General features: G+C 70.2%; 25 protein-coding genes. 17 read left to right on the plus strand and 8 right to left on the minus strand.

Annotation, left to right across the window (positions count from 1 at the left end; translation table 11 throughout):
• Positions 1-11: 11 nt before the first annotated feature.
• Both Pflav_RS19480 and Pflav_RS19485 read left to right on the plus strand, forming a co-directional pair.
• A complete protein-coding gene (locus tag Pflav_RS19480) occupies positions 12-632 on the plus strand; it encodes a hypothetical protein (protein WP_173037425.1) in 621 nt (206 codons plus the stop codon).
• Between the two features lie 58 nt (positions 633-690).
• Positions 691-1,110 (plus strand): VOC family protein, encoded by a 420-nt coding sequence (locus Pflav_RS19485; RefSeq protein ID WP_173037426.1) that lies wholly within the window; start codon positions 691-693, stop codon positions 1,108-1,110.
• 922 nt (positions 1,111-2,032) lie between these two features.
• On the opposite strand, the gene Pflav_RS19490 is transcribed toward Pflav_RS19485, so the two are convergent.
• The 4 genes from Pflav_RS19490 to Pflav_RS45880 form a co-directional block, all read right to left on the minus strand.
• On the minus strand, positions 2,033-3,085 hold the full coding sequence (locus tag Pflav_RS19490; RefSeq protein WP_173037427.1) for a DUF916 domain-containing protein: 1,053 nt from the start codon (positions 3,083-3,085) through the stop codon (positions 2,033-2,035).
• A 58-nt stretch (positions 3,086-3,143) separates the two neighbouring features.
• Positions 3,144-3,770 carry a hypothetical protein gene (locus Pflav_RS19495; RefSeq protein WP_173037428.1) on the minus strand — a complete coding sequence of 209 codons (627 nt, stop codon included), beginning with the start codon at positions 3,768-3,770 and terminating at the stop codon, positions 3,144-3,146.
• Positions 3,771-3,815: 45 nt separating this feature from the next.
• Positions 3,816-5,288: an endonuclease/exonuclease/phosphatase family protein gene (locus tag Pflav_RS45875; protein ID WP_332107877.1), complete on the minus strand. Its 1,473-nt coding sequence runs from the start codon at positions 5,286-5,288 to the stop codon at positions 3,816-3,818.
• 164 nt (positions 5,289-5,452) lie between these two features.
• Positions 5,453-6,517: a hypothetical protein gene (locus Pflav_RS45880; protein ID WP_232071638.1), complete on the minus strand. Its 1,065-nt coding sequence runs from the start codon at positions 6,515-6,517 to the stop codon at positions 5,453-5,455.
• A 294-nt stretch (positions 6,518-6,811) separates the two neighbouring features.
• On the opposite strand from Pflav_RS45880, the gene ctaD reads away from it, so the two are divergent.
• From ctaD to hypF, 15 genes are all read left to right on the plus strand, one after another.
• A complete protein-coding gene (gene ctaD, locus Pflav_RS19505; protein WP_377310616.1) occupies positions 6,812-8,566 on the plus strand; it encodes an aa3-type cytochrome oxidase subunit I in 1,755 nt (584 codons plus the stop codon).
• Positions 8,567-8,631: 65 nt separating this feature from the next.
• Positions 8,632-9,222, plus strand: a complete 591-nt coding sequence (locus Pflav_RS19510) for an SHOCT domain-containing protein (RefSeq protein ID WP_173037431.1) — start codon at positions 8,632-8,634, stop codon at positions 9,220-9,222.
• 92 nt (positions 9,223-9,314) lie between these two features.
• Positions 9,315-11,708, plus strand: a complete 2,394-nt coding sequence (locus Pflav_RS19515) for a phosphoketolase family protein (protein WP_173037432.1) — start codon at positions 9,315-9,317, stop codon at positions 11,706-11,708.
• Positions 11,709-12,031: 323 nt separating this feature from the next.
• Complete coding sequence (locus Pflav_RS19520; protein WP_197938636.1) at positions 12,032-12,853, plus strand: MOSC domain-containing protein; 822 nt, start codon at positions 12,032-12,034, stop codon at positions 12,851-12,853.
• Between the two features lie 211 nt (positions 12,854-13,064).
• Positions 13,065-13,904: a DUF1028 domain-containing protein gene (locus Pflav_RS19525; RefSeq protein WP_173037433.1), complete on the plus strand. Its 840-nt coding sequence runs from the start codon at positions 13,065-13,067 to the stop codon at positions 13,902-13,904.
• An 85-nt stretch (positions 13,905-13,989) separates the two neighbouring features.
• Positions 13,990-15,102 carry a hypothetical protein gene (locus tag Pflav_RS19530; RefSeq protein ID WP_173037434.1) on the plus strand — a complete coding sequence of 371 codons (1,113 nt, stop codon included), beginning with the start codon at positions 13,990-13,992 and terminating at the stop codon, positions 15,100-15,102.
• An 18-nt stretch (positions 15,103-15,120) separates the two neighbouring features.
• Positions 15,121-15,318 (plus strand): hypothetical protein, encoded by a 198-nt coding sequence (locus Pflav_RS19535; protein ID WP_173037435.1) that lies wholly within the window; start codon positions 15,121-15,123, stop codon positions 15,316-15,318.
• A 7-nt stretch (positions 15,319-15,325) separates the two neighbouring features.
• Entirely contained in the window at positions 15,326-16,297 is a 972-nt protein-coding gene (locus Pflav_RS19540; RefSeq protein WP_173037436.1) for a nitroreductase family protein, read from the plus strand.
• Positions 16,284-18,056: a YcaO-like family protein gene (locus tag Pflav_RS19545; RefSeq protein ID WP_173037437.1), complete on the plus strand. Its 1,773-nt coding sequence runs from the start codon at positions 16,284-16,286 to the stop codon at positions 18,054-18,056. Before Pflav_RS19540 ends, Pflav_RS19545 begins: the two co-directional genes overlap by 14 nt.
• Positions 18,057-18,136: 80 nt before the next feature.
• Positions 18,137-18,499: a helix-turn-helix transcriptional regulator gene (locus Pflav_RS19550; RefSeq protein ID WP_173037438.1), complete on the plus strand. Its 363-nt coding sequence runs from the start codon at positions 18,137-18,139 to the stop codon at positions 18,497-18,499.
• Positions 18,496-19,113 (plus strand): D-sedoheptulose-7-phosphate isomerase, encoded by a 618-nt coding sequence (locus Pflav_RS19555; RefSeq protein WP_173037439.1) that lies wholly within the window; start codon positions 18,496-18,498, stop codon positions 19,111-19,113. Before Pflav_RS19550 ends, Pflav_RS19555 begins: the two co-directional genes overlap by 4 nt.
• Complete coding sequence (locus Pflav_RS19560; RefSeq protein WP_173037440.1) at positions 19,110-19,334, plus strand: HypC/HybG/HupF family hydrogenase formation chaperone; 225 nt, start codon at positions 19,110-19,112, stop codon at positions 19,332-19,334. Before Pflav_RS19555 ends, Pflav_RS19560 begins: the two co-directional genes overlap by 4 nt.
• The gene (locus tag Pflav_RS43735) at positions 19,331-19,642 is read left to right on the plus strand and encodes a phosphoheptose isomerase family protein (protein WP_197938637.1); all 312 of its coding nucleotides are present in this window, start codon (positions 19,331-19,333) and stop codon (positions 19,640-19,642) included. The genes Pflav_RS19560 and Pflav_RS43735 overlap by 4 nt, the downstream gene beginning before the upstream one ends.
• A gap of 14 nt (positions 19,643-19,656) precedes the next feature.
• Entirely contained in the window at positions 19,657-19,986 is a 330-nt protein-coding gene (locus Pflav_RS43740; protein ID WP_197938638.1) for a D-sedoheptulose-7-phosphate isomerase, read from the plus strand.
• Complete coding sequence (hypF, locus tag Pflav_RS19570; RefSeq protein ID WP_197938639.1) at positions 19,983-22,250, plus strand: carbamoyltransferase HypF; 2,268 nt, start codon at positions 19,983-19,985, stop codon at positions 22,248-22,250. Before Pflav_RS43740 ends, hypF begins: the two co-directional genes overlap by 4 nt.
• A gap of 238 nt (positions 22,251-22,488) precedes the next feature.
• On the opposite strand, the gene hypE is transcribed toward hypF, so the two are convergent.
• From hypE to Pflav_RS48810, 4 genes are read right to left on the minus strand one after another with little or no spacing between them, the layout of a single operon-like run.
• Positions 22,489-23,589 (minus strand): hydrogenase expression/formation protein HypE, encoded by a 1,101-nt coding sequence (hypE, locus tag Pflav_RS19575; RefSeq protein WP_173037442.1) that lies wholly within the window; start codon positions 23,587-23,589, stop codon positions 22,489-22,491.
• Positions 23,586-24,713 (minus strand): hydrogenase formation protein HypD, encoded by a 1,128-nt coding sequence (gene hypD, locus Pflav_RS19580; protein WP_173037443.1) that lies wholly within the window; start codon positions 24,711-24,713, stop codon positions 23,586-23,588. Before hypD ends, hypE begins: the two co-directional genes overlap by 4 nt.
• A gap of 13 nt (positions 24,714-24,726) precedes the next feature.
• Entirely contained in the window at positions 24,727-24,999 is a 273-nt protein-coding gene (locus Pflav_RS19585; RefSeq protein WP_173037444.1) for a HypC/HybG/HupF family hydrogenase formation chaperone, read from the minus strand.
• A 21-nt stretch (positions 25,000-25,020) separates the two neighbouring features.
• Positions 25,021-25,128: a DUF6893 family small protein gene (locus tag Pflav_RS48810; protein ID WP_415624326.1), complete on the minus strand. Its 108-nt coding sequence runs from the start codon at positions 25,126-25,128 to the stop codon at positions 25,021-25,023.
• Positions 25,129-25,137 lie beyond the last annotated feature (9 nt).

Here is a 25,137-nt window from a genome sequence, read left to right on the forward strand (position 1 = left end):
CGGAGATTTGTATGAACGTTCGTAAGAACAGGTGGCTGGCCGCGGCTGGTGCCGCCGGCGCCGTCCTGGCCCTCGCCACCCCCGCAGTCGCCGCGCCTGGTGACAGCGACGATGTGCGGGTCACGGTCGACATCGAGGAGATCCGCGAGCCCGGCGTCCTGGCGATGTCGATCGCGGCTGACTCGGTCGCTCTGGCCGAGAACGGCTCGACCCTGCTGGTCCGCCAGTTCACCGGCACCCTCCCCGCCGTCACCGTCACCGACACCCGCACCGCCGAAGAAGTACCCGACGGCGCCGCCTGGGCCGTACTGGGCAGCGCCACCGACTTCACCGGCGACAACGGCCAGGCCCCGATCAGCGCCGGCCACCTCGGCTGGACCCCGAACCTGATCGACGGCGGCGAAACCGGCCTCGTCTCCGAAGGCGAAGAAGTCGTCACCGTCCTAGACGAACCCACCCAGCCCGGCAACAACGTCGGCCTCGTCGACCAGGAACTGCTCGTCTCCACCTTCGACTCCGAAACCGTCACCGGAGACTCCTACACCGTCAACGCCAACCTGTTCCTGCGCGCCCCGGTAGAGGTCGCCGCCGGCGCCTACACCTCGACGCTCACCCTCTCCCTGTTCGAATAACCAAACCGGTCGGGGGCCGCTCCGGCGGCCCCACCACCCATGCGGTTAAGGTGTGGGCATGAAGCCCTCGACCGTCGTCCTCTCGTTGCCCGTCACGGAGCTCGACAGGTCGCTGCTCTTCTATCGCGATGGGCTGGGCTTGGCCACATCCGGCATCGACGAGGGCATCATCGCGTTCGAGCTGCCAAACCTGTCGCTATTCCTTGTCGACCACCGTGAGTACGCGAAGTACACGACTCGCGCGGGCGTCCCGTCGGCCAGCACTCCCGCAGCGGGCGCGTGCATCATCTCGTGCGCGATCGGCAGCAAGCAGGAAGTCGACGACACCCTCGCGCGCGCCACAGCGGCAGGCGGATCAGTCTCCACACCGGCCGGCGACCACGACGGCTCATACATGGGCTACTTCAGCGATCCCGATGGCCACCTGTGGGAGCTCGTCTCCAACACCCGCACCGAAGCAGCCGCAGCGCAAGAGTGAGCCTGCGGTCATTGGGGTCTGCCGCAATCTCCTCTACGGATCTATCCACGTTGGAGATTTGAGCTACCGCGACGTCCGCGGTGGTCCGGACCGCTGCTCCCGCGGCCTCACCCTCCGCGCTTCACAACCACCCAACCCGCCACCGGCGTGCCGGCATTCGGGGGCGGCCCGCTGACGGTCCAGGGCAAGAGGTAAGCGCGCCAACCGCATTTGCTCTGCTTCCCAGTAGGAACCACTTCGCCTCCCACGACCGAGCGGCGACGCTTCCTCCAGGGAAGCAGAGCAAGCGCGACAAGAGGCCGATCACGGCCGATGGCCCGCACTTTCCTTGATCGACGCAAGCAGCGCCATACTGCGCCTCGATCGTGGCGAAAAATTGCCCCTCCAGGGGCAGAGAATCGCCACGGACGACCAGAGCACCTACCGATCAAGGCCACGCCCGCTCCGACAGGGCCGACCATAGCCCTGATCTGCGCGATGGGATCGAAGCACGCAGCGATCGTGGTATTTAGCTGCTGCTATAGGCACAGCCAAATACCACGATCTGCTGGATGGCGTCGGTCCACTGCCGATCGAGGGAACAAGCGGTCATTGCCGGCGGCCTGCCGGTGCCGCTACGCGCCAGGGATCGCGACCGGCGTCCTTCACGTGCTCGCCGCTTTAGGCCTGCCTCCTGGATCTTGCCGGCCACGGCGGCCTACCCCGGGGGTTTGGTTGTGTAGCGCGGAGGGTGAGGCCGCGGGAGCAGCGGTCTGGACCACCGCGGACGTCGCGGTAGCTCAAATCTCGACCTGGCAATGAATCCGCAGCCACTATGGACGGACTCGCTGACACCCGATGGACTCGCGGCGGCCGCGTAATGAACCCGCAACCACCATTGTGGACGGACTGGCTGGCACCCGATGGGCTTGCGGCGACCGTGCTACGAAGCCTCTTGGGGGGTTCCGGCGTTCGCGGACTCTCGGGCCTCGGCCCGGCCTTCCTCGCGGGCTTGGGCGAGCAGGTCGGTGAGCCGGCGCTTGCGGCGGCGGATGATGGTCCGGGCGGCGAAGACCAGGGCGACGAGGATGGCGACGAGGGCCAGTTGCGGCCAAGGGACCGTCCACAGTGTCACGGTGGCCGAGGCGGGCCGGATCTCGGCGCCGGTCGGGCCGCCGTCGACGACGGCGGGGGTCAGGTCGACGGTCGTGCGGAGGCGGCCCAGTGTCCGGACGCCGCCGATGCTGATGTCGAACTTCCGGTTGCCGCCGGGAAGTATCTGCTGCGCCACGTCGGCCTGCGCATCGTGGCCGGTCAGGCCGAACAGCTCGCCCGTCGCCACCCGGCCGGTGCCGGTCACGGCGACGTTGCCGGCGTTCGTGGTGGTGTATGTGACCCTGACCGTGCCGGCCGCGAAGGGGTTCCACGACCCGTGATACGTGGCGGCGAGGTCCTTGACAGCCAGCGCGGCCGTGACCGTGCCGCTGACGCGCATCATGACGCGGAAGCCGACGCGGCTCTCCACCGCGACCGTCCCCGAGGCGCTGTTGACCGTCGCCGCGATGCCGGCGGGGTGGTCGCCCGGCGTGGCGTCGCGGGGCACCGTGATGGTGAAAGGTACGACCGTCGTACCCTTAGCCGCGACCGACACCTTCTCCTGGATTTTGACCCAGGTCCCGCCGTCCACCGACTTGCGGCTGGACGGGAGCATGTTGAAGCGGCCCTTGTCGGTGAGGTATCCGTCGGCCGCTTTGAGCGAGAAGACAGCCGGGCGGTCGCTGAAGTTGCGGACCGCCAGGCGTTCGGTGACCACCTGGCCCGGGTCGAGCGTGTGCTCCACCCACCGGCGCCCGTCCGGGCCCTGCTGGTTGGCGGGCTGGACCGCCCAGGTGAGTGTCGGACTTGTCGGCTCCGCTCTGGCACCGGCGGGCGCGATCGGCACGGTGACGAGCACCGCGGCGAGCACGGCGAGCAGCCGCGGCAAGGTTCGGATCATGGCAAGTCCTCCGGGCAGGGTGGTGGGGGGCCGCCGGAGCGGCCCCCACCGGTTTGGCTTATTCGAACAGGGAGAGGGTCAGCGTCGAGGTGTAGGCGCCGGCGGCGACCTCTACCGGGGCGCGCAGGAACAGGTTGGCGTTGACCGTGTAGGAGTCACCTGTCACGGCCTCGGAATCGAACGTCGACACGAGCAGTTCTTGGTCGACGAGGCCGACGTTGTTGCCGGGCTGGGTGGGTTCGTCTAGGACGGTGACGACTTCTTCGCCTTCGGAGACGAGGCCGGTTTCGCCGCCGTCGATCAGGTTCGGGGTCCAGCCGAGGTGGCCGGCGCTGATCGGGGCCTGGCCGTTGTCGCCGGTGAAGTCGGTGGCGCTGCCCAGTACGGCCCAGGCGGCGCCGTCGGGTACTTCTTCGGCGGTGCGGGTGTCGGTGACGGTGACGGCGGGGAGGGTGCCGGTGAACTGGCGCACGAGCAGGGTCGAGCCGTTCTCGGCCAGGGCGACCGAGTCAGCCGCGATCGACATGGCCAGGACGCCCGGCTCGCGGATCTCCTCGATGTCCACGGTGACGCGGACGTCGTCGCTGTCACCCGGCGCCGCCACCGCCACGGACGGGGTGGTGAGGGCCAGGACGGCGCCGGCGGCACCGGCGGCGGCCAGCCACCTGTTCTTACGAACGTTCATACAAATCTCCGAACTCTGATTCGTAACCAACAAAAAAAGGGGGGATCAGGCGCAGTTGATAGCCGGGTAGTCAGCCGTGACGACCGTGGTCGCCGCCTGACCGCCCACCGTGCCAGTAGCGGTAACCGTCACCGAACCCGCGGCCACGGACACCTGCCGGGTGGCGAACGACTGGTAGCCGCTGGCACCAGCCGCCACATCCGTGAACGACTTGGCACCGAACACCGACTCCACCTCAAAGCCCACCGGGCCGGTGTGGTCGTTACGCGCGGAGACGGCTACGTAGGCCTTACCCGCGATACAACGCGACTGCGCCGACACCGTCACCGGAACCTCCGGCTGGGCGGCACCGAACGAGAGGGTGAGGACGGCCGGGTTGTGGTCGGCCACCTTGTGCCCGTCGTTGGTCAGGTAACGGTCGGCGTAGTCGGTGCTGATCGGCGCGTACCGGAAGTCGGCAACCGCGTCGTCCAGCCCGTCCGTGACCAGCACGTGGTCGAGCGTCTGAAGCGCGCCCTGGTAGTGCGAGCTGTAGCGGAACTCCGCCGGCGCGCTGCCCCACAGGTTGGTCAGGCTGCTGCCGGTCTGGAGCGCGGCCAGCGGCGGCTCGAACTCGAACTGGTTGAGGTCACCGAGCACGATCACCTCGCGGCCGGCCGTCTCCAGCGCCGCCACCTGGTCCCGCAGGCGGTTCGCCTGCTGAAGCTGGCAGGCGCCCGACGCGCCGGAGCCACCCTTGGACTTGAAGTGGTTGTTGACGATGGTGAACTGCTCGCCGGCCACCGTCACGTCGATCGCCAGCGGCGGGCGGTCGTAAGCCCGGCCGGAGTCGTCGCAGCCGGCCGTGGTCCGGTCGAACTGGCGCACGTTGGCCACCGAGACCCCGTCCTTGACGAGGTAACCGACGTCGATGCTGCGGGAGTCGTTACCCTCCTGGAGGTACGCGGTGTACCCACCGAGGGTCGCGGCCAGGTCCTGGAGCACCGCCAGGTTGTAGACCTCCTGCACGGCCACGATGTCGGGCCGCTTGAGCAGGTCGTCGATCGCGTCCGCCAGGCGGGCCTTCTTCTCGTTGTACTCGGCCTGGCTGACCGGGGACAGGTCGAGCTCGACGCCAACCGGGAAGTAGTTGAGCACGTTGAACGAGACCACCCGGAACTGGCCGGCGGTGGTCGCCGCGAGGCCGTTGTACGGGTAGGCGATCGGGCCCTTCACCACGGTCGGCATCGCACCGGGCTGGGGCATGAGCTTGTAGTGACCGAACGAGAAGGCCAGCGGTCCGGTCGCGTTGCGCACCTCGTCGAACAGGTCCGCGGTCACGTAGGTGCTGGACTTCGGCGCCTTGTGCGGGTTGACCGGGTTGCCGGCGCCAGCGTCGGCGTCCAGCGCGAGCAGCGAGGCCGGCAGCGGCTCACCCTCGAGGATCCGGTCACGGGTGGTGCCCGGCGTAACGAAGGTCTCGCCGAACTTGTTGGTGCCGCCCGAGTTGAGGGTGGACACCGGCAGAGTCACCAGCATGTTCTCCAGCGACTCGTAGTACGCCTTGTCCGCACCCTGGGTCTCGGCCCGAGTCTGGTCGATGACGACCGGCGCGGGCACGGCGGCGGTACCGGTCTTGGTCGGCTCCTGGCCGATCTGCTCGGCGATCTCGGTCAGGCCGAACTTCTCCTTGACCTGGCCGGTCACCCGCACCACGTCACCGGGCTGGTACGCCGTCGGGTTATCGACGAACCCGACGAAGATGCCCTCGGAGGTGGCCGGGTTGCTGTCGGCGTCAGCCGGCAGCGACTGGATGTAGATGCCCCGGTCCTCCGGGTACGTCCGGTCGTAGTCCGCGCCGACCTCGTTGTCGATGCCGGTGACGACACCCTGCACGGTGACCGTCTGGTTGAGGCACCGCGAGGAGAAGCCGCTGCCCTGGATACCGCTGATCTTCGCGCAGTCCGCCGGGGCTCCGGGTCGGTCGGGGTCTCGTTCACCCCGCCCTTGGTCAGCTCGACGTCGTCGAAGTAGCTGGTCATGTTGGAGAACGGCGACGTGGCGATACGGTTCTGGAGGTTGCCGACCGTCACCGAGGTGATGGTGAAGTTGGACACGCCGAACTTGGCGGCGATGTCCGCGTCCAGATCCCGCGAGCTCGACACCCAAATGCCGTTGTCGGCGAACTGCTGACCGATGATGTACTTCGTCGTCGCCGAGTCCGTCGGGACACCGCTGTAGTCAGGCCGCGAGCCCTTGTTGAAGTACCGCAGCTTGTTGGTCTGACCACCCGAGGTGAACTCGACCTCGGCCACCGCGCCGCCCCACGACACGGCACGAGAGTCGGCGTAGAACGTCTGCACCGCGTCGTAGCTGAAGAACAGGTCGTTCGCCGACGGCACGTTCACCGTCTGCTTCACACCCGTGCCCAGCACGCCCATCGCGGAACCGACCTGCCAGAACACCTCCAGCCCGAACTGCCCATCCGGAACCGGCGCCGGCGGCGGGAACTGACCGGCGGCGTTGAAGGTCTGGGTCACCAGCCGGAACGGGCTGGTCTCACCCTCCAGCAGCGCCGTCTGCCAACCGGTCGGCTGCGCCGCGTTGCTGCCAGGCAGCTCGAAGCTCGGGTTCTGCAGGAACTCGGTCCCCGCGGCCTGTGCGACAGCGCCCGGCAGCATGGCGGCGGCCACAGCGGCGGCGGCGGTCACGGTAGCGACCCGCCGGCCGGCCCGACCCAAGCCGAGTCTCTTGTAGAGGGATCTCATAACCAAGCGTTCCTCCTCATTAGAGATCCGGACAACGCGATCCGGATCTTGCCCAGCCAATCGACTCGGGGTAGCCATAAAACAAAATCTCGCCGGACGCCAACCGACGATCCGGCACTTTGCGGCCTCCGTGGGCAATTATTTGGTGCCTTAGGCACTTTGCCCGCTTCGGAATCGTTGGTCCGAGACACCCCCGGACACGCCCGCGTCGCGGTCGACGTTTAGCCGGACGAGATCGGGGAACCCCGCACCGCCGTAGCACAGGCGGACCACGGGGGTGGATACGTGACGAGGATCGAGCCGCGGCCGAGCCCGCTGGCGGGCCGGCCATGGCCGGTGCGGGAGGAGATTCGAGGCTCGTTCCTGGGCCATACGCTCCGCTCCACCGACGCCAAGCAGATCGGCATCATGTACGGCGTCACCGCGTTCGCGTTCTTCATGATCGGCGGACTGATGGCGATGCTCATGCGCGGCGAACTGGCCCGGCCGGGGCTCCAGTTTCTGTCGCCGGAGCAGTACAACCAGCTGTTCACCATCCACGGCACGATCATGTTGCTGCTATTCGCGACACCGATCGTGTTCGCCTTCGCGAACTTCGTCGTGCCGATCCAGATCGGCGCGCCGGACGTGGCCTTTCCCCGGCTCAACGCGCTCGCCTTTTGGCTGTTCGCGTTCGGCGGCGCGCTCGTCGTCGCGGGCTTCCTCACGCCGGGTGGCGCCGCCGACTTCGGCTGGACGGGCTATACGCCGCTGTCGACCGCCAGGCACTCGCCCGGCGTGGGCGGCAACATGTGGATTGTCGGCCTCGTGATATCCGGCTTCGGCACGATCATCGGCGCGGTCAACATCATCACGACGATCGTGATCCTGCGGGCCCCGGGCATGACCTTCTTCCGGATGCCGATCTTCACCTGGAACATCCTGCTCACGGCCATCATGGTGATCATGGTGTTTCCGCTGCTGGCCGCCGCCCTGCTGGCGCTGCTCGCGGACCGGGTGATCGGCGCGCACGTCTACGACGCGACGAGCGGCGGGTCACTGCTGTGGCAGCATCTCTTCTGGTTCTTCGGCCATCCAGAGGTATACATAATAGCGTTACCGTTCTTCGGCATCATCAGCGAGGTCATCCCGGTCTTCGCCCGCAAGCCGATCTTCGGGTACAAGGGACTCATCGCCGCCACCATCGCGATCACGCTGCTGTCGATGAGCGTGTGGGCGCACCACATGTTCGCCACCGGCCAGGTGCTGCTGCCGTTCTTCAGCTTCCTGAGCTTCCTGATCGCGGTACCGACCGGCATCAAGTTCTTCAACTGGATCGGGACCCTGTGGCGGGGGCAGATCACGTTCGAGACCGCGATGCTCTTCGCCCTCGGGTTCCTGGTCACCTTCCTGCTCGGGGGCTTGTCCGGGGTGTTGCTCGCGTCACCGCCGGTCGACTTCCACGTCACCGACTCGTATTTCGTGGTCGCCCATTTCCACTACGTCCTGTTCGGCACCATCGTTTTCGCGGTCTACGCGGGGATCTATTTCTGGTTTCCCAAGGCGACCGGCCGGATGATGGACGAACGGCTCGGGCGGGTGCATTTCTGGCTTACGCTTATCGGCTTCCACGCCACCTTCCTGGTACAGCACTGGCTGGGTGCCGAGGGCATGCCGCGCCGCTACGCGGACTACCACCAGAGCGACGGGTTCACCACGCTCAACACGATCTCCACGATCGGCTCGTTCGTGCTCGGCGCCTCCACGCTGCCGTTCCTGTACAACGTGTGGAAGTCCTACCGGTACGGCGCGGTCGTGACCGTCAACGACCCGTGGGGCCACGGCAACTCCCTCGAATGGGCCACCACCTGCCCGCCGCCGCTGCGCAACTTCGACCGGATGCCCAGGATCCGCTCGGAACGACCCGCGTTCGACATGAAGTTTCCCGAGCTGGCGTCCTATGACCACGAGCCCATCCGACCGGCCGAGGACGGCGCGGATCCGGTGGCCGGCGAGACCGAAGGTGAGGTGTACGGGGAGGAGGACCACCCCGAGGAGCAGCACCGCTGACCCAGCGCCCAACGTTGTCCCGCGGTCGTACTGTGGCTTCGCTACCGGTACGGAAGGGGCGGGCCATGAGTCTGTTCGATCGGTTCAAGCGGATCCCCGATCCGGTCGAGGGGACCGCCCAGGTGGTATCGGCCACGGGAGCGCCCGACGGCCACGGCTCGGCGGCCTGCGGGATGCACCTGGTGCTGACGATCCCGGGCGTGCCCGCGTTCGCCGTGCAGGGCACGTACCTGGTGAAGATGGCCAAGTGGCCGGCGCCCGGCATGGTGCTGCCGATCGTGGCGTCCCGCGCGGACCCGCGACGGTTCAAGATCCGCTGGGATCAGGTGCCGACCGGCCGGCAGTCCGGCGCGGCGCAGGCCGCCCGGCTCGCCGAGACGTTGAACGCACAGGGCGGCACGTGGCAGCAGCCACCGTCCAATGTGTCCCTCGACGGCGCGGTGTACGTGAACGGCCGCCCAGCCTCACCCGCCGAGGCTGAGCAGATCGCCGGCATGCTCGGCGTAACGCTCCCCGGCACCGGCACGCCCGCCTCACCCGGCGGTGCGGGGCAGGACCGGCTCGCCCGGCTGGAGCGGCTCGCCGCGCTGTACCAGTCCGGCGCGCTCTCCGCCGCCGAGTACGAGCGGCTCAAGGCCGAGATCCTCAACGGCTGAGCCGGCGGGACCAATGGCCCTGTCCGTGGTGGCACCTCTCGATCAGGCTGATTGCGGCCCTGGCGACCCCAACCTGCGAGAGGCTTGCATCCATGGAGACGACCCTGGAGACGGCGGCGCCGCTGAGCGAGGCGGAGCTGGCGCGACTGGACGCGTACTGGCGAGCGGCGAACTACCTCACCGTCGGCCAGATCTACCTGCTCGACAACCCGCTGCTGCGCGAGCCGCTGCGCCCGGAGCACATCAAGCCCCGGCTGCTGGGGCACTGGGGCACCAGCCCCGGCCTCAGCCTGATCTACGCGCACCTCAACCGCACGATCGTCGCCCGCGACCTGAACGCGATCTACATCGCCGGCCCCGGTCACGGCGGCCCGGCGATCGTGGCGAACACCTGGCTGGAGGGCACCTACAGCGAGCTCTACCCGTCGGTGTCCCAGGACGAGCCCGGCATGGCGCTGCTGTTCCGGCAGTTCTCGTTCCCCGGCGGCATTCCGAGCCACGTGGCGCCGGAGGTGCCCGGCTCGATCCACGAGGGCGGCGAGCTGGGGTACTCGTTGATGCACGCGTACGGCGCCGCGTTCGACAACCCGGACCTGCTGGTCGCCTGCGTGGTCGGCGACGGCGAGGCTGAGACAGGCCCGCTCGCCACGAGCTGGCTCTCCAATGTCTTCCTCAACCCGGCCCGGGACGGCGCGGTACTGCCGATCCTGCACCTGAACGGGTACAAGATCGCCAACCCGACGGTGCTCGACCGGATCCCGCAGGACGACCTGCTCGCGCTGATGCGGGGCAACGGCTACGAGCCGTACGTGGTGGCAGGGGACGAGCCCGCCGCTGTGCACCAGCTGCTGGCCGCCACGCTCGACCGGGCCCTGGACGAGATCGCCGCGATCCAGCGGCACGCCCGCACCACCGGCGACACCACCCGCCCCCGCTGGCCGATGATCGTCCTGCGTACCCCCAAGGGCTGGACCGGACCAGCCACAGTGGACGGTAAGCAGGTCGAGGGGACGTACCGGGCCCACCAGGTGCCCCTCTCGGCGGTACGCAGCAACCCCGCCCACCTCGCCGAGTTGGAGGCGTGGCTGCGCTCGTACCGTCCGGAGGAGCTCTTCGACGCCACGGGTGCCCCGGTCGCCGAGCTGACCGCGCTGCCGCCGACCGGTGACCGCCGGATGAGCGCCAACCCGCACGCGAACGGCGGGGTGATCCTGCGCGACCTCGTCCTGCCGGACTTCCGCGAGTACGCGGTCGAGGTCGTCCAGGCGGGCGACTCCACGTCCGAGGCGACCCGGGTGCTCGGCGACTGGGTACGCGACGTGATCCGGGCGAACCCTGACCGGTTCCGGCTCTTCGGCCCGGACGAGGTCGCCTCCAACCGGCTCGGCGCCGCGTTCGAGGTGACCGACCGGACGTTCCTCGGCGAGCTGCGCGACGGCGACGACCACCTCGCCACCGACGGCCGCGTGATGGAGGTGCTCTCCGAGCACCTGTGCCAGGGCTGGCTCGAGGGCTACCTGCTCACCGGCCGACACGGCATCTTCACCAGCTACGAGGCGTTCATCCACATCATCGACGCGATGTTCAACCAGCACGCCAAGTGGCTCAAGGTGACCCGGGACATCCCGTGGCGGCGGCCGGTCGCCTCGCTGAACTATCTGCTCTCCTCGCACGTGTGGCGGCAGGACCACAACGGCTTCTCGCACCAGGACCCCGGCTTCATCGACCACGTCGTCAACAAGAAGGCCGAGGTCGTCCGGGTCTACCTCCCGCCGGACGCCAACACGTTACTGTCCACTATGGATCACTGCCTGCGCAGCCGCCACTACGTCAACGTCGTGGTCGCCGGCAAGCAGAAGGCGCCGAACTGGCTGTCGATGGAAGACGCCATCCTGCACGCCACCCGCGGCCTGGGCATCTGGGACTGGGCCAGCAGCGACTACGGCCAGGTGCCCGACGTGGTGCTGGCGTGCGCCGGTGATGTACCCACCCTGGAGACCGTCGCCGCCGCCGACCTGCTGCGCCGGCACCTGCCCGACCTCAAGGTCCGCGTCGTGAACGTGATCGACCTGATGCGGCTCCAGCCGGAAAGCGAACACCCGCACGGGCTGTCGGACCGCCAGTTCGACACCGTCTTCACCACCGACCGGCCGATCATCTTCGCCTACCACGGCTACCCGTGGCTCATCCACCGCCTGACCTACCGGCGCACCAACCACGAAAACCTGCATGTGCGCGGGTACAAGGAGGAAGGCACCACGACGACGCCGTTCGACATGGTGATGCTCAACGACCTCGACCGCTTCCACCTTGTCATCGACGTCATCGACCGCGTACCCGGCCTGGCCGCCCGGGCCGCCCACACCCGGCAGGCGATGGTCGACGCCCGGCAGCGCTGCCGCGACTACACGCGCCGCTACGGCGAGGACGCCCCGGAGATCACCGAGTGGCGCTGGACCCACCCGGAGTCCGAAACCAACCCCTGACCCGCGGGGCGGGAGCTAAGACGCCTCCGAAACGGACGCCGGGTCGGCGATGGACCGCCTGGTCGAGGAGGGCCGGATCAGCCTCGTGTACCACCGGTCGCGATCCTCGACCACTGCTCGACAAACCGCTACTCGTCGCGATCGGGCTGTGGCAGCAAGACGGGCATGAGCCATTTGGCATCGCGAGGGCTGCCAGGCTCAGGTATTCTTCCTGGGCTGGTAGATGCTACCGAGGTGGAGAGGCGCTGCGACGGACCACGGTTCGCCACGCTCTACCCCGGCTCTCGATCAAGAAGGGCGCCTTCTCGTAGAGGAGGCGCCTCGTGATTGACGGCGTGGTGGTGGGACGGGTGGCAGCGGTGCTGCGCTACCCGGTCAAGTCGATGGCCGCTGAGCCTGTCGAGCAGGTTGACGTGTCGTGGCACGGCCTGTCCGGAGATCGACGGTGGGCGTTCGTGCGCCCCGACATGCACAGCAACGGATTTCCCTGGTTGACGTTGAGGCACCGCAACGACCTGAACGACTACCACCCATGTTGGGTGGAGCCGGAGAGCCCGGATAGGTCCTCACTCGTGGTCCATACACCGACCGGCGACCAATTCGACGTCACCGCGCCGGCCCTCGCGGCCGAGCTCGGCGCCGGCGTCCGGGTGATGAAGCTGGACCGCGGAGCGTTCGACACCTTACCGCTCTCGCTGATCACCACACGCACCGTCAAGAGCCTCGAAACGCTGCTCGGGACCGAGTTGAACGTACGGCGGTTCCGGCCGAACCTGGTGATCGAGGCCTTCAGTGCCGCCCCATTTCCCGAGGACGAGTGGGTCGGACGGGCCTTGACGGTCGGGACGGCGGGGATGCGTATCGATGGTCGCGACAAGCGGTGCGTTGTCGTCAACATCGATCCGGTCACCGGCCGCCGTAGTCCAGCGGTGCTGCGCACTATTGCCGCTCACCGGGACACACGTCTGGGCGTGTACGCGTCGACGACCCGTCCCGGGCACGTGGCGGTCGGGGATCCCGTTGTTCTACACCCAGGACCCCCGGCAAAGTCGATAGGTGATGCCGAGCAGTGCCAGTGGGCGGGTGCCGTCGCGGGCGTGGTGCCGGTTGGCGGCGGCGATGTTGGTGATGCCGGCGACGCATAGCGCGCTGACGGTGGCGTTGCGTAGAGCGGCCATGACCTCGGGTCCGGTGCCGGTGCGTATCTGGCTGCGTAACACTCACCGTTCTGCCTTCCCACGTCGAGATCCGTCAGCGACGGCATGGATTCGCGGCGGCGAGCTGGTGCGGCGTCTTCGCTACTGTCGGCCGCGAAGGTTCCCTATCCGGCTGACCGAGATCGATTAGCCTGCCAGGGTGACCTTTTCGATCGTCGCCCGGTCCGCCGACGGCCAGCTGTACGGCGTCGCTGTGGCAAGCAAGTTCCTCGCGGTCGGCGCCGTCGCGCCGGCCGCCGAGCCCGAGGTCGGCGCGCTCGCCACGCAGGCGCACGCCAACCTCGCGTACCGCCCGCAGGGCCTTGCCCTGCTCCGCACCGGGGTGGCCGCCGCGGACGTGGTCGCCGGGCTCGTCGCCGCGGATCCGGGGCGGGCGCAGCGGCAGCTCGGGGTGGTCGGCGCGGCAGGTGACGGCGCGACGTTCACCGGCGGCGACTGCCCCGCTTGGGCGGGCGGTGCCGCCGGGCCCGGCTGGGCGGCACAGGGCAACATCCTCGCCGGCCCGCAGGTGATCGACGCGATGCGGGACGCCTGGCTCGACGAGGCCACCGGCGAGCCGTTCGCCGCCCGGCTCCTCGCCGCGCTCCACGCCGGGGACCAGGCCGGCGGTGACCGGCGCGGGCGGCAGAGTGCGGCGCTGCTCGTGGTCGCCGCGGGTGCGGGGTACGGCGGCGGCAGCGACGTCCTCGTCGACCTGCGCGTGGACGACCACCCGCAGCCGATCGCAGAGCTGGCCCGGCTGTTGGACATCCACACCATGCTCTTCGGGCGGTCGGCTCCCGAAGACCTGCTCGACCTCGACGGTGTGATCGGCGAGGAGGTCGCCGCGCTACTGACCGCCACCGGCTACCCGCCCGGTGACCGTGGCCTGGAGGCCGCGCTCGCCGCCTGGGCCGGCGTGGAAAACCTGGAGGAACGCTTGGTGCCTGGCCAGATCGACCCGGTCGTCCTCGCCCATTTGCGTGGCCAGACGGGTTAGCCGATCTGGGTATCGCGGATGCTCTGTCGGGGCGCACACCTCCCGTGAATGATCCCACCGGGACGTTTCGGGAGAGGAGAACGCGATGCGTCATCCGAAGTTGCACGGCCGCGTGGGCCGGTTACGCCGTACGGTGGGATCGGCTCTGGCCATAGGCCTTGTCACGGCTCTGGTGGTGACACCGGCCGCCGCGCAGGCGGAGCAGAGCAAGCCGAGCCGGGAGGCGAGACCGGGCAAGGCGGCCGTACCGGTGACCGCCGATCTGGAGATCACGAAGACCACAGTGGACGCCGCTGGGCAGCGGCACACTACCCGGGAGATGCAACGGTACGCGCGTGACAGCCGCGGGCGTACCCGGACCGAGGCGGGCACCCGGGTCACGCTCAACGACCCGGCCAGCCGCACCACGGCGACCCTCGACCTGGCCGCACGCACCGTCCACAAGGTGACGAGCGGCGCGAAGGCCGCGGCGGCGGACGGGCGGGCCGGGGCGACCCAGAGCAAGCTCGCGTCGGCGCCACGGCCGCTGGGCACCAGGACCGTGCAGGGGGTACCGGCACAGGGCAGCACCTACACCGTCGCGCCTCCGCCCGGTGATCCCGCGGCCGGTGGCTCGGAGGTCACCGTGTGGCAGTCCACCGAGGTCCAGCTGCCGGTGTCACTCACGGTCGTCAAGCCCTCGGGCAAGGAGTACACCCAGACCTACACCAACATCCGGGCAGGCGTCGAGCCGGACGCCAAGCTCTTTGAGGTGCCGGCCGGCTTCGCCAGCGCCGCACCCAGCCCCGCCGCCGCACCCACCCGCGAGACGGCGGCCGCGGCCGCCTCGGCCGGAGATTGCCCGTACGCGGCGAATAGCCCGCTCGTCATCAGCAGCAGCGGCCCCTTTCTAGGCGGCGGCGTTCTCGAGGCCTACACGGGGTCCGCGATCTTGTATCCCAACCCGTTCAGCCCGACCCCCACCCCTTGCTGGTTCATCGCCGACAGCGCCGTCTTCGAGTCCCCGATGGACGGGCACCCCCTCTTCCCCCTCCAGTTGCCGTTCGACCTGTGGGACGTCTACGACACCGGCGGCTGGGTGCCGACCCTGCCCTACGTGGCGTTCGGCTACATCACGTTCCAGGTACGACCGATATTGCCGTTCCCGCCGGCCCGGACCAGCCAGTTCACCACCGAGATCATCCTCATCGTCACCTGACAGCAGGAGGGACCAGTCATGAAGATCACCGTCCACAAGCGAGACACAGTAGCGGGGCCGCGCGCGTCGTCCGACGGACCGGGTGAGGGGCTCTGTGCGGTGCCGGTGCCTATCGGTGGCGGCTGCGGTTCCGGTTCCGGCAGCAGCGTCGGTCTCCACCTGACCGCGCCCGGCGGGGAGACCAAGGCGCCGGCCGCACCGCTGTCGGGTCGCTGACCGTCCGATGCCGTCGGGGTACTACGCGCTCAGTGCCGTGGTCATCCGGGACACCGGGGCGCTCAGGATCGTCTCGGCCGGGACCGAGGTCCTTGTCGAGGACGATGCCGAGTCGCTCGATCGGGCGGCCGCGACGCTGGCCGCGCTGGACGGTTCGGTGAGCCTGCGGCAGGTGCTGGACGCGCACGGACTGCCACCCGACGGCATCGGCGACCTGATGACGGAGCTGCTGCGGGCCGGCGCGCTGCGTGACCTGCGGCACGCCGGGGACGAGTTCTACCGCCTGTCCAGCAACCCGCAGCCGGTACCGCCGGCGATGACACCGGAACAGGCGTACGCGCTGCCCCGCTGGGTCCCGCCCAACGGGGCAGCGTGCGGCCCGCTGCCAGTACCCACACCGTCCCCGGTCGCCGACGCGGCTCGGCTCCGCCGGTCCGCCGCGCTAGCTCCGGCGTCCGATGTAGACGGAGCGACGAGCCTGCGGCACGCGACGTCGCTCGCGGCTGACGCGTACCGGCCGCACGAGGACGGTCACCGACCGGTGGCTTCCGGTGGCGCGATGTGGCCGTTGCAGCTCTGGGTGGTGGGCGGCGCAAGCGACGAGCTCGACGTGCTGGCGCTAGACCACGACCGCGGCGCACTCGTCAGGACCGGCCGCATCACACGGTCGCGGTGGTGTGAGGCGTTCCTGCCCGACCCCGACCTGCGGCAGGTACTCGCCGGCGGTGCCGCCACCATCGTCGTCACCGCGGCCCTGGCACGGACGACCGGCAAGTACGGCAACCGGGGCTGGCGCTACGCGTGGCTGGAGGCGGGTGCCGTGTCCCACCACATCGGACTGCTCGCGGCTGAACGGGAGGTGGCGGTGCGCAACATCGGCGGCTACCGCGACGAGGCTGTCGGGCGGGTGCTCGGCGGCGACGTGCTGCCCCTGGTGACGGTGATCGTGTTGGGCGGGCGCGGTCGTGCTGCCGGCTGACGTACTCGTGGTGGCCCGCGCGGACACGTTCATCGTCCACCGTGCTCACGCGACGGTCCGGGTGGACCTCGACCGCGGAGCCGACCCACGGACGATCGCCGACGCGGTCCGGTGCGGACCCGCCGCGCTGGCCGAGCGTGGCCTCGTCAGCGCCACCGAGGCGGCCGAGCTGGAGCTGGCCCTGGCGGAGCAAGGTATCCATACGGACCTCGGCCGGCCGGCCGAGCTGCCGTTCGGGGTGGCGCCGCTCGCCGCCGTCGTCACCGCCTTCGCCGAGTCCCGCGCCCTCTCGGAGGGAGTTTTGGCGGTGACCGCGACGGAGGCGCTCTGGCTGCCGCCCGATGCCAAGCCCGCCACCCGCGAGCGCGCGCTGCGCCTCTTCGTGTCCCGCCTGCCGGACCAGGTCCGGCTCGGCACGTACGGGTGGCTCGCCGCCGGCCATCCCGGCCTGTCGAGCGCAGGCGATCTCCCCGATACGGAGTGGGCGCAGGCGGTCCGGGCCGCGGTAACCGGCACCGCGGAGGTCACGACCTGGTCGTGGGCCACCGGCGAGCTGGAGCTGACCGGTCGGTTCGTGGAGGGCATACCGGCGGGCCGGCTTTCGGTCACGCAGGTCGCGGGCCTCGACGAGTGGCCGCTCGACGACGGTACGGTGATCCACTACGCCAGGGGCTCGTACGCCTCGCCGCACCTGTCCACACTGGACCCGTTTGCCCCGGTCGTCGCCGCCAACCACTGCGCGGGCGCCGACGTCGACCCGGCGCAGGCCCGGACGAAGTGCGTCGCCGAGGGGCTGGAACGCTTCGCGCTGGGCGACATACCGGAGCGGGCGCTGTACCGCGCCCCGGCCGAGCGGCTCCCGGACCCGTGGCTCGACCCGAGCACCGTCATCTCGTACGACGCCGCGCATCGCGAGCGGCTCGGCCTGGACGTATTCGACCCCGCGCGCCTCGAGTGGTGGACCGCCGGCCAGCGGCCCGACGGTACGCCGATCTGGCTCCCCGCCGCGCTTGTCTTCATGCAATTTCCCGATCTGCCGCCCTGGCTGCACCATGGCTACCTCTCCACCAATGCCGCGGCCGCGCACCCGGATCCCGAGCAGGCGGTGCTGCGCGCCTGGCTTGAAGCGGTCGAACGGGACGCGTTCCAGCGAGCCCGGGCCGCCGAGCGGGCCACCACCGCGATCGCCCTCCCATCGCTGCCGGCGTCGCTCGGGCCGCTGGTCCGGTACGTACGTGCGCGGGTGGACCTGCGGCTCGCAGTCCTGCCAGCGGTGGCCGGGATCCCGGTCGTCGCCGCGGCTGGGGTCGGCGACAACGGCCTGGTGCTCGGCATGAGCGCCGCGGCCACCCCAGAAGCCGCTGCCCGGAAGGCACTCCTGGAGGCTTGCGCCGAGCTGCGGTACCCGTTCACCGACGACCCGGATCCCGAGTCGGTGCGCACCCCGTTCGAACACGGCGCGCTGTACCGGAAGCCGGCCCGCCTGTCCCGCCTCGCCTGGCTGCTCGACGGCCCGATCGTGGACTGGCGGCACGTGAAGACGCCGGGACCGCCGCGAATCCCCGATCGCGCCGCCATCTACCGCTTTCCGTCGCGCCTGCTCGACGGGCTCACGGTAGCCAAGGTGCTCGACCCGGACCTTGTCCCCATCACCTTCGGGTACGACTCCGACCCGACCGGCCACCCGGCCTTCGCGGAAGGCTATCGCCGGCGGGGCGTCGCGTTCACCGAACCACTGTTTCCTCACCCGTTCGCCTGACAGTGAGGTTTGACCCGCCGTCCCGGTGGTAATAGCCGGCTCTCACCCAGCTTTCCGGCACCGGGGCGAGAGGGGGTCCGATGCGGGGAAACGAGGTCCGGAGCCTGCTGCACCCGTTCCTGTTGCTGCTGATCCTGGAACGGCCGGCGCACGGGTACGACCTGATCGAGCGCCTCGCCGTGCTGGGCGTGCCGGACATCGATCCGGGCCACGTGTACCGCACGCTGCGCAGCCTGGAGAAGGCTCGGCTGGTGGCCTCGGTGTGGCAGACCGAGGGTGGCGGGCCGGCGCGGCGGGCGTACCAGCTCACCGCCGCCGGGCACGCGGACCTTCGCGGGTGGACGGCCCGGATGGCGCAGCTCGACCGGGTGATCGACGGCTGGCTGCACCGGTGGTCCGCGGCCGCGGGCGCCGCCGGCTCGGGCTTGGGTTCGCCGCGATGACGGCCGCGGCGACGCATCCGGCCGTGCGTGCGGCGTTCGCCCGGCGCGACGCCCCCGGCCTGGCCCTCGCCCGCGACGCCGAGCGGGTCGCGACCACCTGCCGGGCCATGGCCGGGCGGTTCGAGCGCGGCGGGAAGCTCGTCGTCTTCGGCAACGGCGGGCCGGCCACCGACGCGCAGCACATCGCGGTCGAGTTCGTCCATCCGGTACTCGTCGGCAAGCGGGCGCTCCCCGCGATCTCGCTGGCCAACGACGCCGCCACGGTCACCGGTATCGCGCGGGCCGACGGGTTCGACGAGGTCTTCGCGGCGCAGCTGCGGCTGCTGGGCTCGTCGCGCGACATCGCGCTCGGCCTCTCCGCCGACGGGTGGTGCGCGAACGTACGCCGCGGGCTCGCCGTCGCCCGCGAGCGGGACATGCTGACGGTCGCGCTCGTCGGCTCCGACGGCGGCGCCATCGCGGCCGGCGACGAGGCCGAGCACGTACTCGTCGCGCGGTCGACCGACCCGGTGGTGGTCAAGGAAGTACACGTCACCGCGTACCACGTGCTGTGGGAGCTGGTGCACGTCTTCCTGAAGCGTCCGCCGGCCGAACGTCCAGAGGTGACCGGATGACGCAGCCACAACCACCGGACTGCTACGAGGACGTCTGCATCACCTGCTCGGATCAGGCGGTACAGGTCACGGTGCTGCGGATGCTCGAAGAGGGTCTCGCCATCGTGCACACCGAGGGCGGACCGGAGCAGGTCAGTGTCGCGCTCGTCGACGCCGGCCCGGGTGACGTCCTGCTCGTACACGCGAAGGAGGCGATCGCCGTGGTGGAGCGTGCGTCGTGACCACCGCCGGGGTCGAGTCGCTGTATCCGTTCCTGTACTCCGCGCCGGACGAGCCGGACGCGCTGCTCGCCGAGGTCGCCCGCTCCACCGCGGAGAAGGCGCGCGAGATCGTGGACCTACGGCAGGCCCTCGCCGTCGAGTACGGCGACCGGCTCGTCGAGTGCGCGCGGCGCCTCGCGGCCGCTTTTGCGGCGGGCGGCACGCTGTACGCCTTCGGCAACGGCGGGAGCAGCACCGACGCCGAGGACCTGAGCCACCTGTTGCTGCACCCCCGCCCGGAAACCACCCGCTGCCCGCCATCTCGCTGACCCAGGACGTCGCCGTGCTCACCGCGCTCAGCAACGACGTCGGGTACGACGTTGTTTTCGCCCGCCAGCTCGCCGCCTTCGCCCGCGCCGGGGACATCGCCGTCGGACTGTCCACAAGTGGCGGCTCCACGAACGTCCTGCGCGCCTTCGAGGAGGCGTCCCGGCGCGGCGTACTCACCGTCGGTCTGGCCGGCGGAGGCGGCGGCCGGATGGCGGAGTCGGACGCCGTCGACTTCCTCTTCGCCGTACCGTCCGCGTCCGTCCACCGGGTGCAGGAAGGCCAGACCACGCTGTACCACGTGCTGTGGGAGCTGACGCAATGGGCCCTCGACGATCGGCTGTGACCGCACCGGTCCGGCTCCGGGTGCGCGTCGACGGCATCGTGCAGGGCGTCGGCTTCCGACCGTTCGTCTACACCGTCGCCACCGAGCGGGGCATCTCGGGCTTCGTCGGCAACGACGCGGCCGGTGTCTTCCTGGAGATCGAGGGCGGGACCGAGGCGCTCGCCGGCTTCCTGGCCGACCTGCGGGGGCGGGCGCCGGTACTGGCGCAGGTGGACCGGATCGACACCGAACGGCTGGCGCCGACGGGCGAGGCCGGCTTCCGGATCGTCGCCAGCACGCACGGTACCGGCCGCGCCGCCCTTATCAGCCCGGACACCACCACCTGCGCGGAGTGCCTGGCCGAGCTGCGAAACCCGTGGGACCGGCGCTTCGGGTACCCGTTCGTGAACTGCGTCAACTGCGGGCCGAGGTTCACGATCGTGACCGACGTGCCGTACGACCGGGCCGCGACGACCATGGCCGCGTTCGAGATGTGCCTGGACTGCGCCGCCGAGTACGCCGACCCGACCGACCGCCGCTTCCACGCCGAGCCCGTGTGCTGCCCGTCGTGCGGGCCCACCGTGTCGTACGCCGAGCGGGACGGGCGGCCGGAGCCCGGCGACCCGATCGGGAGGGCGGTGCGCCGGCTGCGCGAGGGCGCGGTGCTCGCGGTCAAGGGCCTTGGCGGGTACCACCTCGCGGTGGTGGCCGACTGCGAGCCGGCGGTGGCCACGCTGCGCCGCCGCAAGCAGCGGGAGGAGAAGCCGTTCGCGGTGCTTGTCGCCGACCTCGCCGCGGCCCGGGGGCTCGTGGAGGTGCCGGCGGCGGCCGTACCGGTGCTGGCCGGAACCGCCCGGCCGGTCGTGCTGCTCCCCCGCCGGACCGGTGCCTTGATCGCCGAATCCGTCGCCCCCGGCAACCGCGACCTGGGCGTCATGCTGCCCTACACCCCGCTGCATCACCTGCTCGCCGCCCGGCTCGGCCGGCCCTTGGTGCTGACCAGCGGAAACGTATCCGACGAGCCGATCGCGTTCGACGACGCGGACGCCACCGCGCGGCTACCCGGCATCGCCGACGGCTTCCTGCGGCACGATCGCCGCATCCACGTCCGGACCGACGACTCGGTGGTACGCGTCTTCCGCGGGCGGCCGATGCCGATACGTCGGTCGCGCGGCTACGTTCCGGCGCCGGTGTCGGTGGGCTGGGAGTTCGACCGTCCGGTGCTGGCCTGCGGGGCGGAGCTGAAGAACACCTTCTGCCTCGGCAAGGGCCGCCGCGCGTTCGTCTCGCACCACATCGGCGACCTGGAAAACGTGGAGACCTTCCAGGCGTACCGCGACGGGATCGAGCACTTCTGCCGGCTCTTCGACGTGCGGCCGAGGGTTGTCGCGTACGACCTGCACCCGGACTACCTGTCCACCCGGTACGCGCTGGACCGCGGCGACGTCGAGCTCGTCGGCGTGCAGCACCACCACGCCCACGTCGCATCCTGCCTCGTCGACAACGGCCACACCGGTCCGGCGATCGGCGTGGCGTTCGACGGCACCGGCTTCGGCACCGACGGCACGCTGTGGGGCGGGGAGCTGTTCGTCGCGGATCTCGCCGGGTACGAGCGGATCGGCCACCTGGCCCCGGTACCGCTGCCCGGCGGTTCGGCCGCGATACGCCAGCCGTGGCGCATGGCCGCCGCCTACCTGGACATCGTGTACGGGGGCGACCTCCCCGACCTCGCGGTGCGGCGCCGGCACGAGCGCGACTGGGACAGCGTCGTGGCGCTAGGCCGCCGGGGCGTCAACGCACCGCGCACCTCCAGCGCCGGGCGCCTCTTCGACGCCGTCTCCGCCATCCTGGGCCTGCGCGACACCGTCACGTACGAAGGCCAGGCGGCGATCGCACTGGAACAGGCGGTCGACCCGACCGAGCAAGGCGGCTACCCGGTGCCGCAGGACCCCGGCGAGCCGCTCCGATCGACGGGGTTCGACCTGGTCCGGTCGGTCGTGGAGGACGTGCGGGCCGGCGTGGACACCGGCCGCGTCGCCGCCCGCTTCCACCACGGCCTCGCCGACGCGGTCGTGGGGGCCGCGGCGGGCGTCAGCGAACGCACCGGCCTGACCGACGTGGCGCTGTCCGGCGGGGTGTTCCAGAACGTCGTCCTGCTCGACGCCGTGGTAACCGGCCTGGAACGCGAGGGCCTGCGCCCGCTCGTGCACTCGCGGGTCCCACCGAACGACGGCGGCATCAGCCTCGGTCAGGCCGCCGTCGCCGCCCACGCCGAACCGGTCTAAGAAAAGACCTTCGGATTTTCCCCGGTCCGCGTCAGTAGCGGACCGTATGCTCCCGCGGGCACCGCGCAGGTCGGCGGCTCGCTGGCGCTCGCCGAGATCCCCGACCTCCGCTGCCACCTCCGCGGTTGTGAATCGCGGAGGGTGAGGCCGCGGGAGCGACGGTCTGGACCACGGCGGGCGTCGCGGTAGCTCGGTTTCCTTGGTTTTGGATCTTTGTCTGCGACGTGGCGCGCTTTGGTCAGCAGATGCGCGGGAGTGGGTCGCCGACGAGGGTGTCGACGATGCGGGTGCCGCCGAAGGCGGTCTTCAGCAGCACCAGGCCGGGCGGGTCGGCGCCGATGCGGCCGATGAGCGCGGCGCCCTCGCCGAGCGGGTGCCCGCGCAGTGCGGCCAGCGCTGCCTCCGCTTCGTCGCCGTCCACGACCGCGACGAACCTTCCCTCGCAGGCCACGTAGAGCGGGTCGATGCCGAGCATCTCGCACGCGCCGTTGACGGCGGGGCGCACGGGTACCGCGGCGTCGTCGACCACGACGGCCACGCCGGCGGCACGGGCCACCTCGTTGAGGATCGTGGCCACCCCGCCGCGCGTCGCGTCCCGCATGAGCCGGACGCCGGGTGCCGTGTCGAGGAGCGTGGCCACCAGCTCGTGCAGGGGCGCGGTGTCCGAGGCGACGTCGGCCTCGATGTCCAGCTCGCCCCGGGCCAGCATGATCGTGACGCCGTGTTCGCCGATAGGCCCGGAGACAAGCACGGCGTCACCGGGGCGTACGGCCGTTGCGGTATACGTATGCGGGCGATCGAGGAGGCCCACGCCGGCCGTGTTGATGTAGCAGCCGTCGGCCTTTCCGCGCTGGACGACCTTGGTGTCGCCGGTGACGACCTCGACGCCGGCGCGCCGGGCCGCGGCCGCCATCGAGGCGACGATGCGGGCGAGGTCCGGGACCGGGAAGCCCTCCTCGAGGATGAAGCCCGCCGACAGGTACCTCGGCCGCGCGCCGCTGACCGCGAGGTCGTTGACCGTACCGTTGACGGCCAGGTCGCCGATGTCGCCGCCGGGGAAGAAGAGCGGGGAGACCACGTACGAGTCGGTGGTCAGCACAAGCCGGTCCCCCGTGGCCGGCAGGATGGCGCCGTCGTCGAGCGGTGCCAGCCGAGGGTTGCGGAACGCCTCGACGAACAGCCCCTCGACGAGCGTCTGGGTGGCCTTCCCGCCGGCGCCGTGCGCGAGCGTGATCCGCTCCTCCCGGACCACCGCCTTGCGCCGCCGGGCCCGCTCGATCCGATCCAGCACCTGCTGCTCGCGGGTGGGCGCCGGCGCCGCGATCCGTTCGGCCGTCATACCCGGGTCGCCTCCTTGACCCGCGACCGGCTGAACCGGCCGAAGTTGTAGTAGGCCGCGCAGGCCCCTTCCGACGACACCATGCAGGTGCCGATCGGGGTCTCCGGTGTACAGGCGGTGCCGAAGACCTTGCACTCCCAGGGCTTGAGCACGCCCTTGAGCACCTCGCCGCACTGGCACGACTTGGGATCGGCCACCCGTACGCCGGGAATCGCGAAGATCCGTTCCGCGTCGAATGTGGCGTACTCGTCGCGCATCTGGAGCGCGGAGTCGTTGATGAAGCCGAGCCCGCGCCACTCGAAGTACGGCCGCAGCCGCATGACCCGGCCGATCGCGTCGAGAGCGCGGAGGTTGCCGTCCCACGGCACCACCCGGGTGTACTGGTTTTCGACCTCGCACCGGCCGTCGGCGAGCTGCTTGAGGAGCAGGTAGACGGACTGGAGGATGTCCAGCGGCTCGAACCCGGCGCAGACCAGCGGCTTGCCGTAGTCGCGGGCGATGAACTCGTACGGCCGGCAGCCGATCACGGTCGAGACGTGCCCCGGCCCGAGGAACCCGTCGAGCCGCAGGTCGGGAGAGTCGAGGATCGCCTTGATCGCCGGGATGATCGTCACGTGGTTGCAGAAGACGGAGAAGTTGCCGAGCCCCTCCGCCGCGGCCCTCAGCACCGTCATCGCGGTCGACGGCGCGGTCGTCTCGAACCCGATACCCATGAAGACCACGCGTCTGTCCGGGTTCTGCCGGGCGATCTTCAGGGCGTCCAGCGGGGAGTACACCATGCGGATGTCCGCGCCGGCCGCCTTCGCGTCGAAGAACGAGCCGTTGCCGCCGGGTACGCGCATCATGTCGCCGAACGTCGTCATGATGACGTCGGGCCGCTGGGCGATCGCGATCGCGTCGTCGACCCGGCCCATCGGGATCACGCAGACCGGGCAGCCGGGACCGTGTACGAGCTGCACGCTCTCCGGCAGGTAGTCCTCGAGGCCGTGCTTGTAGATCGTGTGCGTGTGCCCGCCGCACACCTCCATGAACTTGTACTGGCGGCCCGGTTCGCAGAGCGCGGCGATCTGCGTCGCGAGGGCCTGGGCCTTCTCGGCGTCGCGGTACTCGTCGACGAAACGCATGCGGTCGCCCCTTTCACGTGATGTCGGATTCGGCGAGCGCGGCGAGCTCGTCGGTGTACGCCTGACCCAGGCCGCTCAGCAGCTCCAGCGTGGCCGCCGCCTCCGCCTCGTCGATCTTCGACATGGCGAACCCGACGTGCACCAGCACCCAGTCGCCCTTGGCCAGTGCCTCGCGGCCGATCAGGCCGATGTTGATGACCCGCCGGACGCCGACGACGTCCACTGTGGCCAGTTGGCTGTCGTCGTCACGGATCTCGACGATCTCGCCCGGGATACCCAGACACATCTGCCCGACTGCCCTTCAGGTTTACATGCTGCGGAGCTTCATGTAGCGCCGCAGCGCCGGGTATTCCTTCCACACAACAGCGGCCAGCATGGCCACGACGGCCAGCATTCCGAGCGGTCGCCGCATCATTCGCTCACT

The organism is Phytohabitans flavus, assembly GCF_011764545.1.
GTDB classification, from domain to species: Bacteria; Actinomycetota; Actinomycetes; order Mycobacteriales; family Micromonosporaceae; genus Phytohabitans; species Phytohabitans flavus.

What these genes read in the sequence shown, in the direction of transcription:
- Pflav_RS19480 (WP_173037425.1), top strand. Translation starts at nt 12, where the DNA reads ATGAACGTTCGTAAGAACAGGTGGCTGGCCGCGGCTGGTGCCGCCGGC.
- Pflav_RS19485 (WP_173037426.1), top strand. Translation starts at nt 691, where the DNA reads ATGAAGCCCTCGACCGTCGTCCTCTCGTTGCCCGTCACGGAGCTCGAC.
- Pflav_RS19490 (WP_173037427.1), bottom strand. Translation starts at nt 3,085, where the DNA reads ATGATCCGAACCTTGCCGCGGCTGCTCGCCGTGCTCGCCGCGGTGCTC.
- Pflav_RS19495 (WP_173037428.1), bottom strand. Translation starts at nt 3,770, where the DNA reads ATGAACGTTCGTAAGAACAGGTGGCTGGCCGCCGCCGGTGCCGCCGGC.
- Pflav_RS45875 (WP_332107877.1), bottom strand. Translation starts at nt 5,288, where the DNA reads ATGCTGGTGACTCTGCCGGTGTCCACCCTCAACTCGGGCGGCACCAAC.
- Pflav_RS45880 (WP_232071638.1), bottom strand. Translation starts at nt 6,517, where the DNA reads ATGAGATCCCTCTACAAGAGACTCGGCTTGGGTCGGGCCGGCCGGCGG.
- Pflav_RS19510 (WP_173037431.1), top strand. Translation starts at nt 8,632, where the DNA reads ATGAGTCTGTTCGATCGGTTCAAGCGGATCCCCGATCCGGTCGAGGGG.
- Pflav_RS19515 (WP_173037432.1), top strand. Translation starts at nt 9,315, where the DNA reads ATGGAGACGACCCTGGAGACGGCGGCGCCGCTGAGCGAGGCGGAGCTG.
- Pflav_RS19530 (WP_173037434.1), top strand. Translation starts at nt 13,990, where the DNA reads ATGCGTCATCCGAAGTTGCACGGCCGCGTGGGCCGGTTACGCCGTACG.
- Pflav_RS19535 (WP_173037435.1), top strand. Translation starts at nt 15,121, where the DNA reads ATGAAGATCACCGTCCACAAGCGAGACACAGTAGCGGGGCCGCGCGCG.
- Pflav_RS19540 (WP_173037436.1), top strand. Translation starts at nt 15,326, where the DNA reads ATGCCGTCGGGGTACTACGCGCTCAGTGCCGTGGTCATCCGGGACACC.
- Pflav_RS19550 (WP_173037438.1), top strand. Translation starts at nt 18,137, where the DNA reads ATGCGGGGAAACGAGGTCCGGAGCCTGCTGCACCCGTTCCTGTTGCTG.
- Pflav_RS19555 (WP_173037439.1), top strand. Translation starts at nt 18,496, where the DNA reads ATGACGGCCGCGGCGACGCATCCGGCCGTGCGTGCGGCGTTCGCCCGG.
- Pflav_RS19560 (WP_173037440.1), top strand. Translation starts at nt 19,110, where the DNA reads ATGACGCAGCCACAACCACCGGACTGCTACGAGGACGTCTGCATCACC.
- hypE (WP_173037442.1), bottom strand. Translation starts at nt 23,589, where the DNA reads ATGACGGCCGAACGGATCGCGGCGCCGGCGCCCACCCGCGAGCAGCAG.
- hypD (WP_173037443.1), bottom strand. Translation starts at nt 24,713, where the DNA reads ATGCGTTTCGTCGACGAGTACCGCGACGCCGAGAAGGCCCAGGCCCTC.
- Pflav_RS19585 (WP_173037444.1), bottom strand. Translation starts at nt 24,999, where the DNA reads ATGTGTCTGGGTATCCCGGGCGAGATCGTCGAGATCCGTGACGACGAC.
- Pflav_RS48810 (WP_415624326.1), bottom strand. Translation starts at nt 25,128, where the DNA reads ATGATGCGGCGACCGCTCGGAATGCTGGCCGTCGTGGCCATGCTGGCC.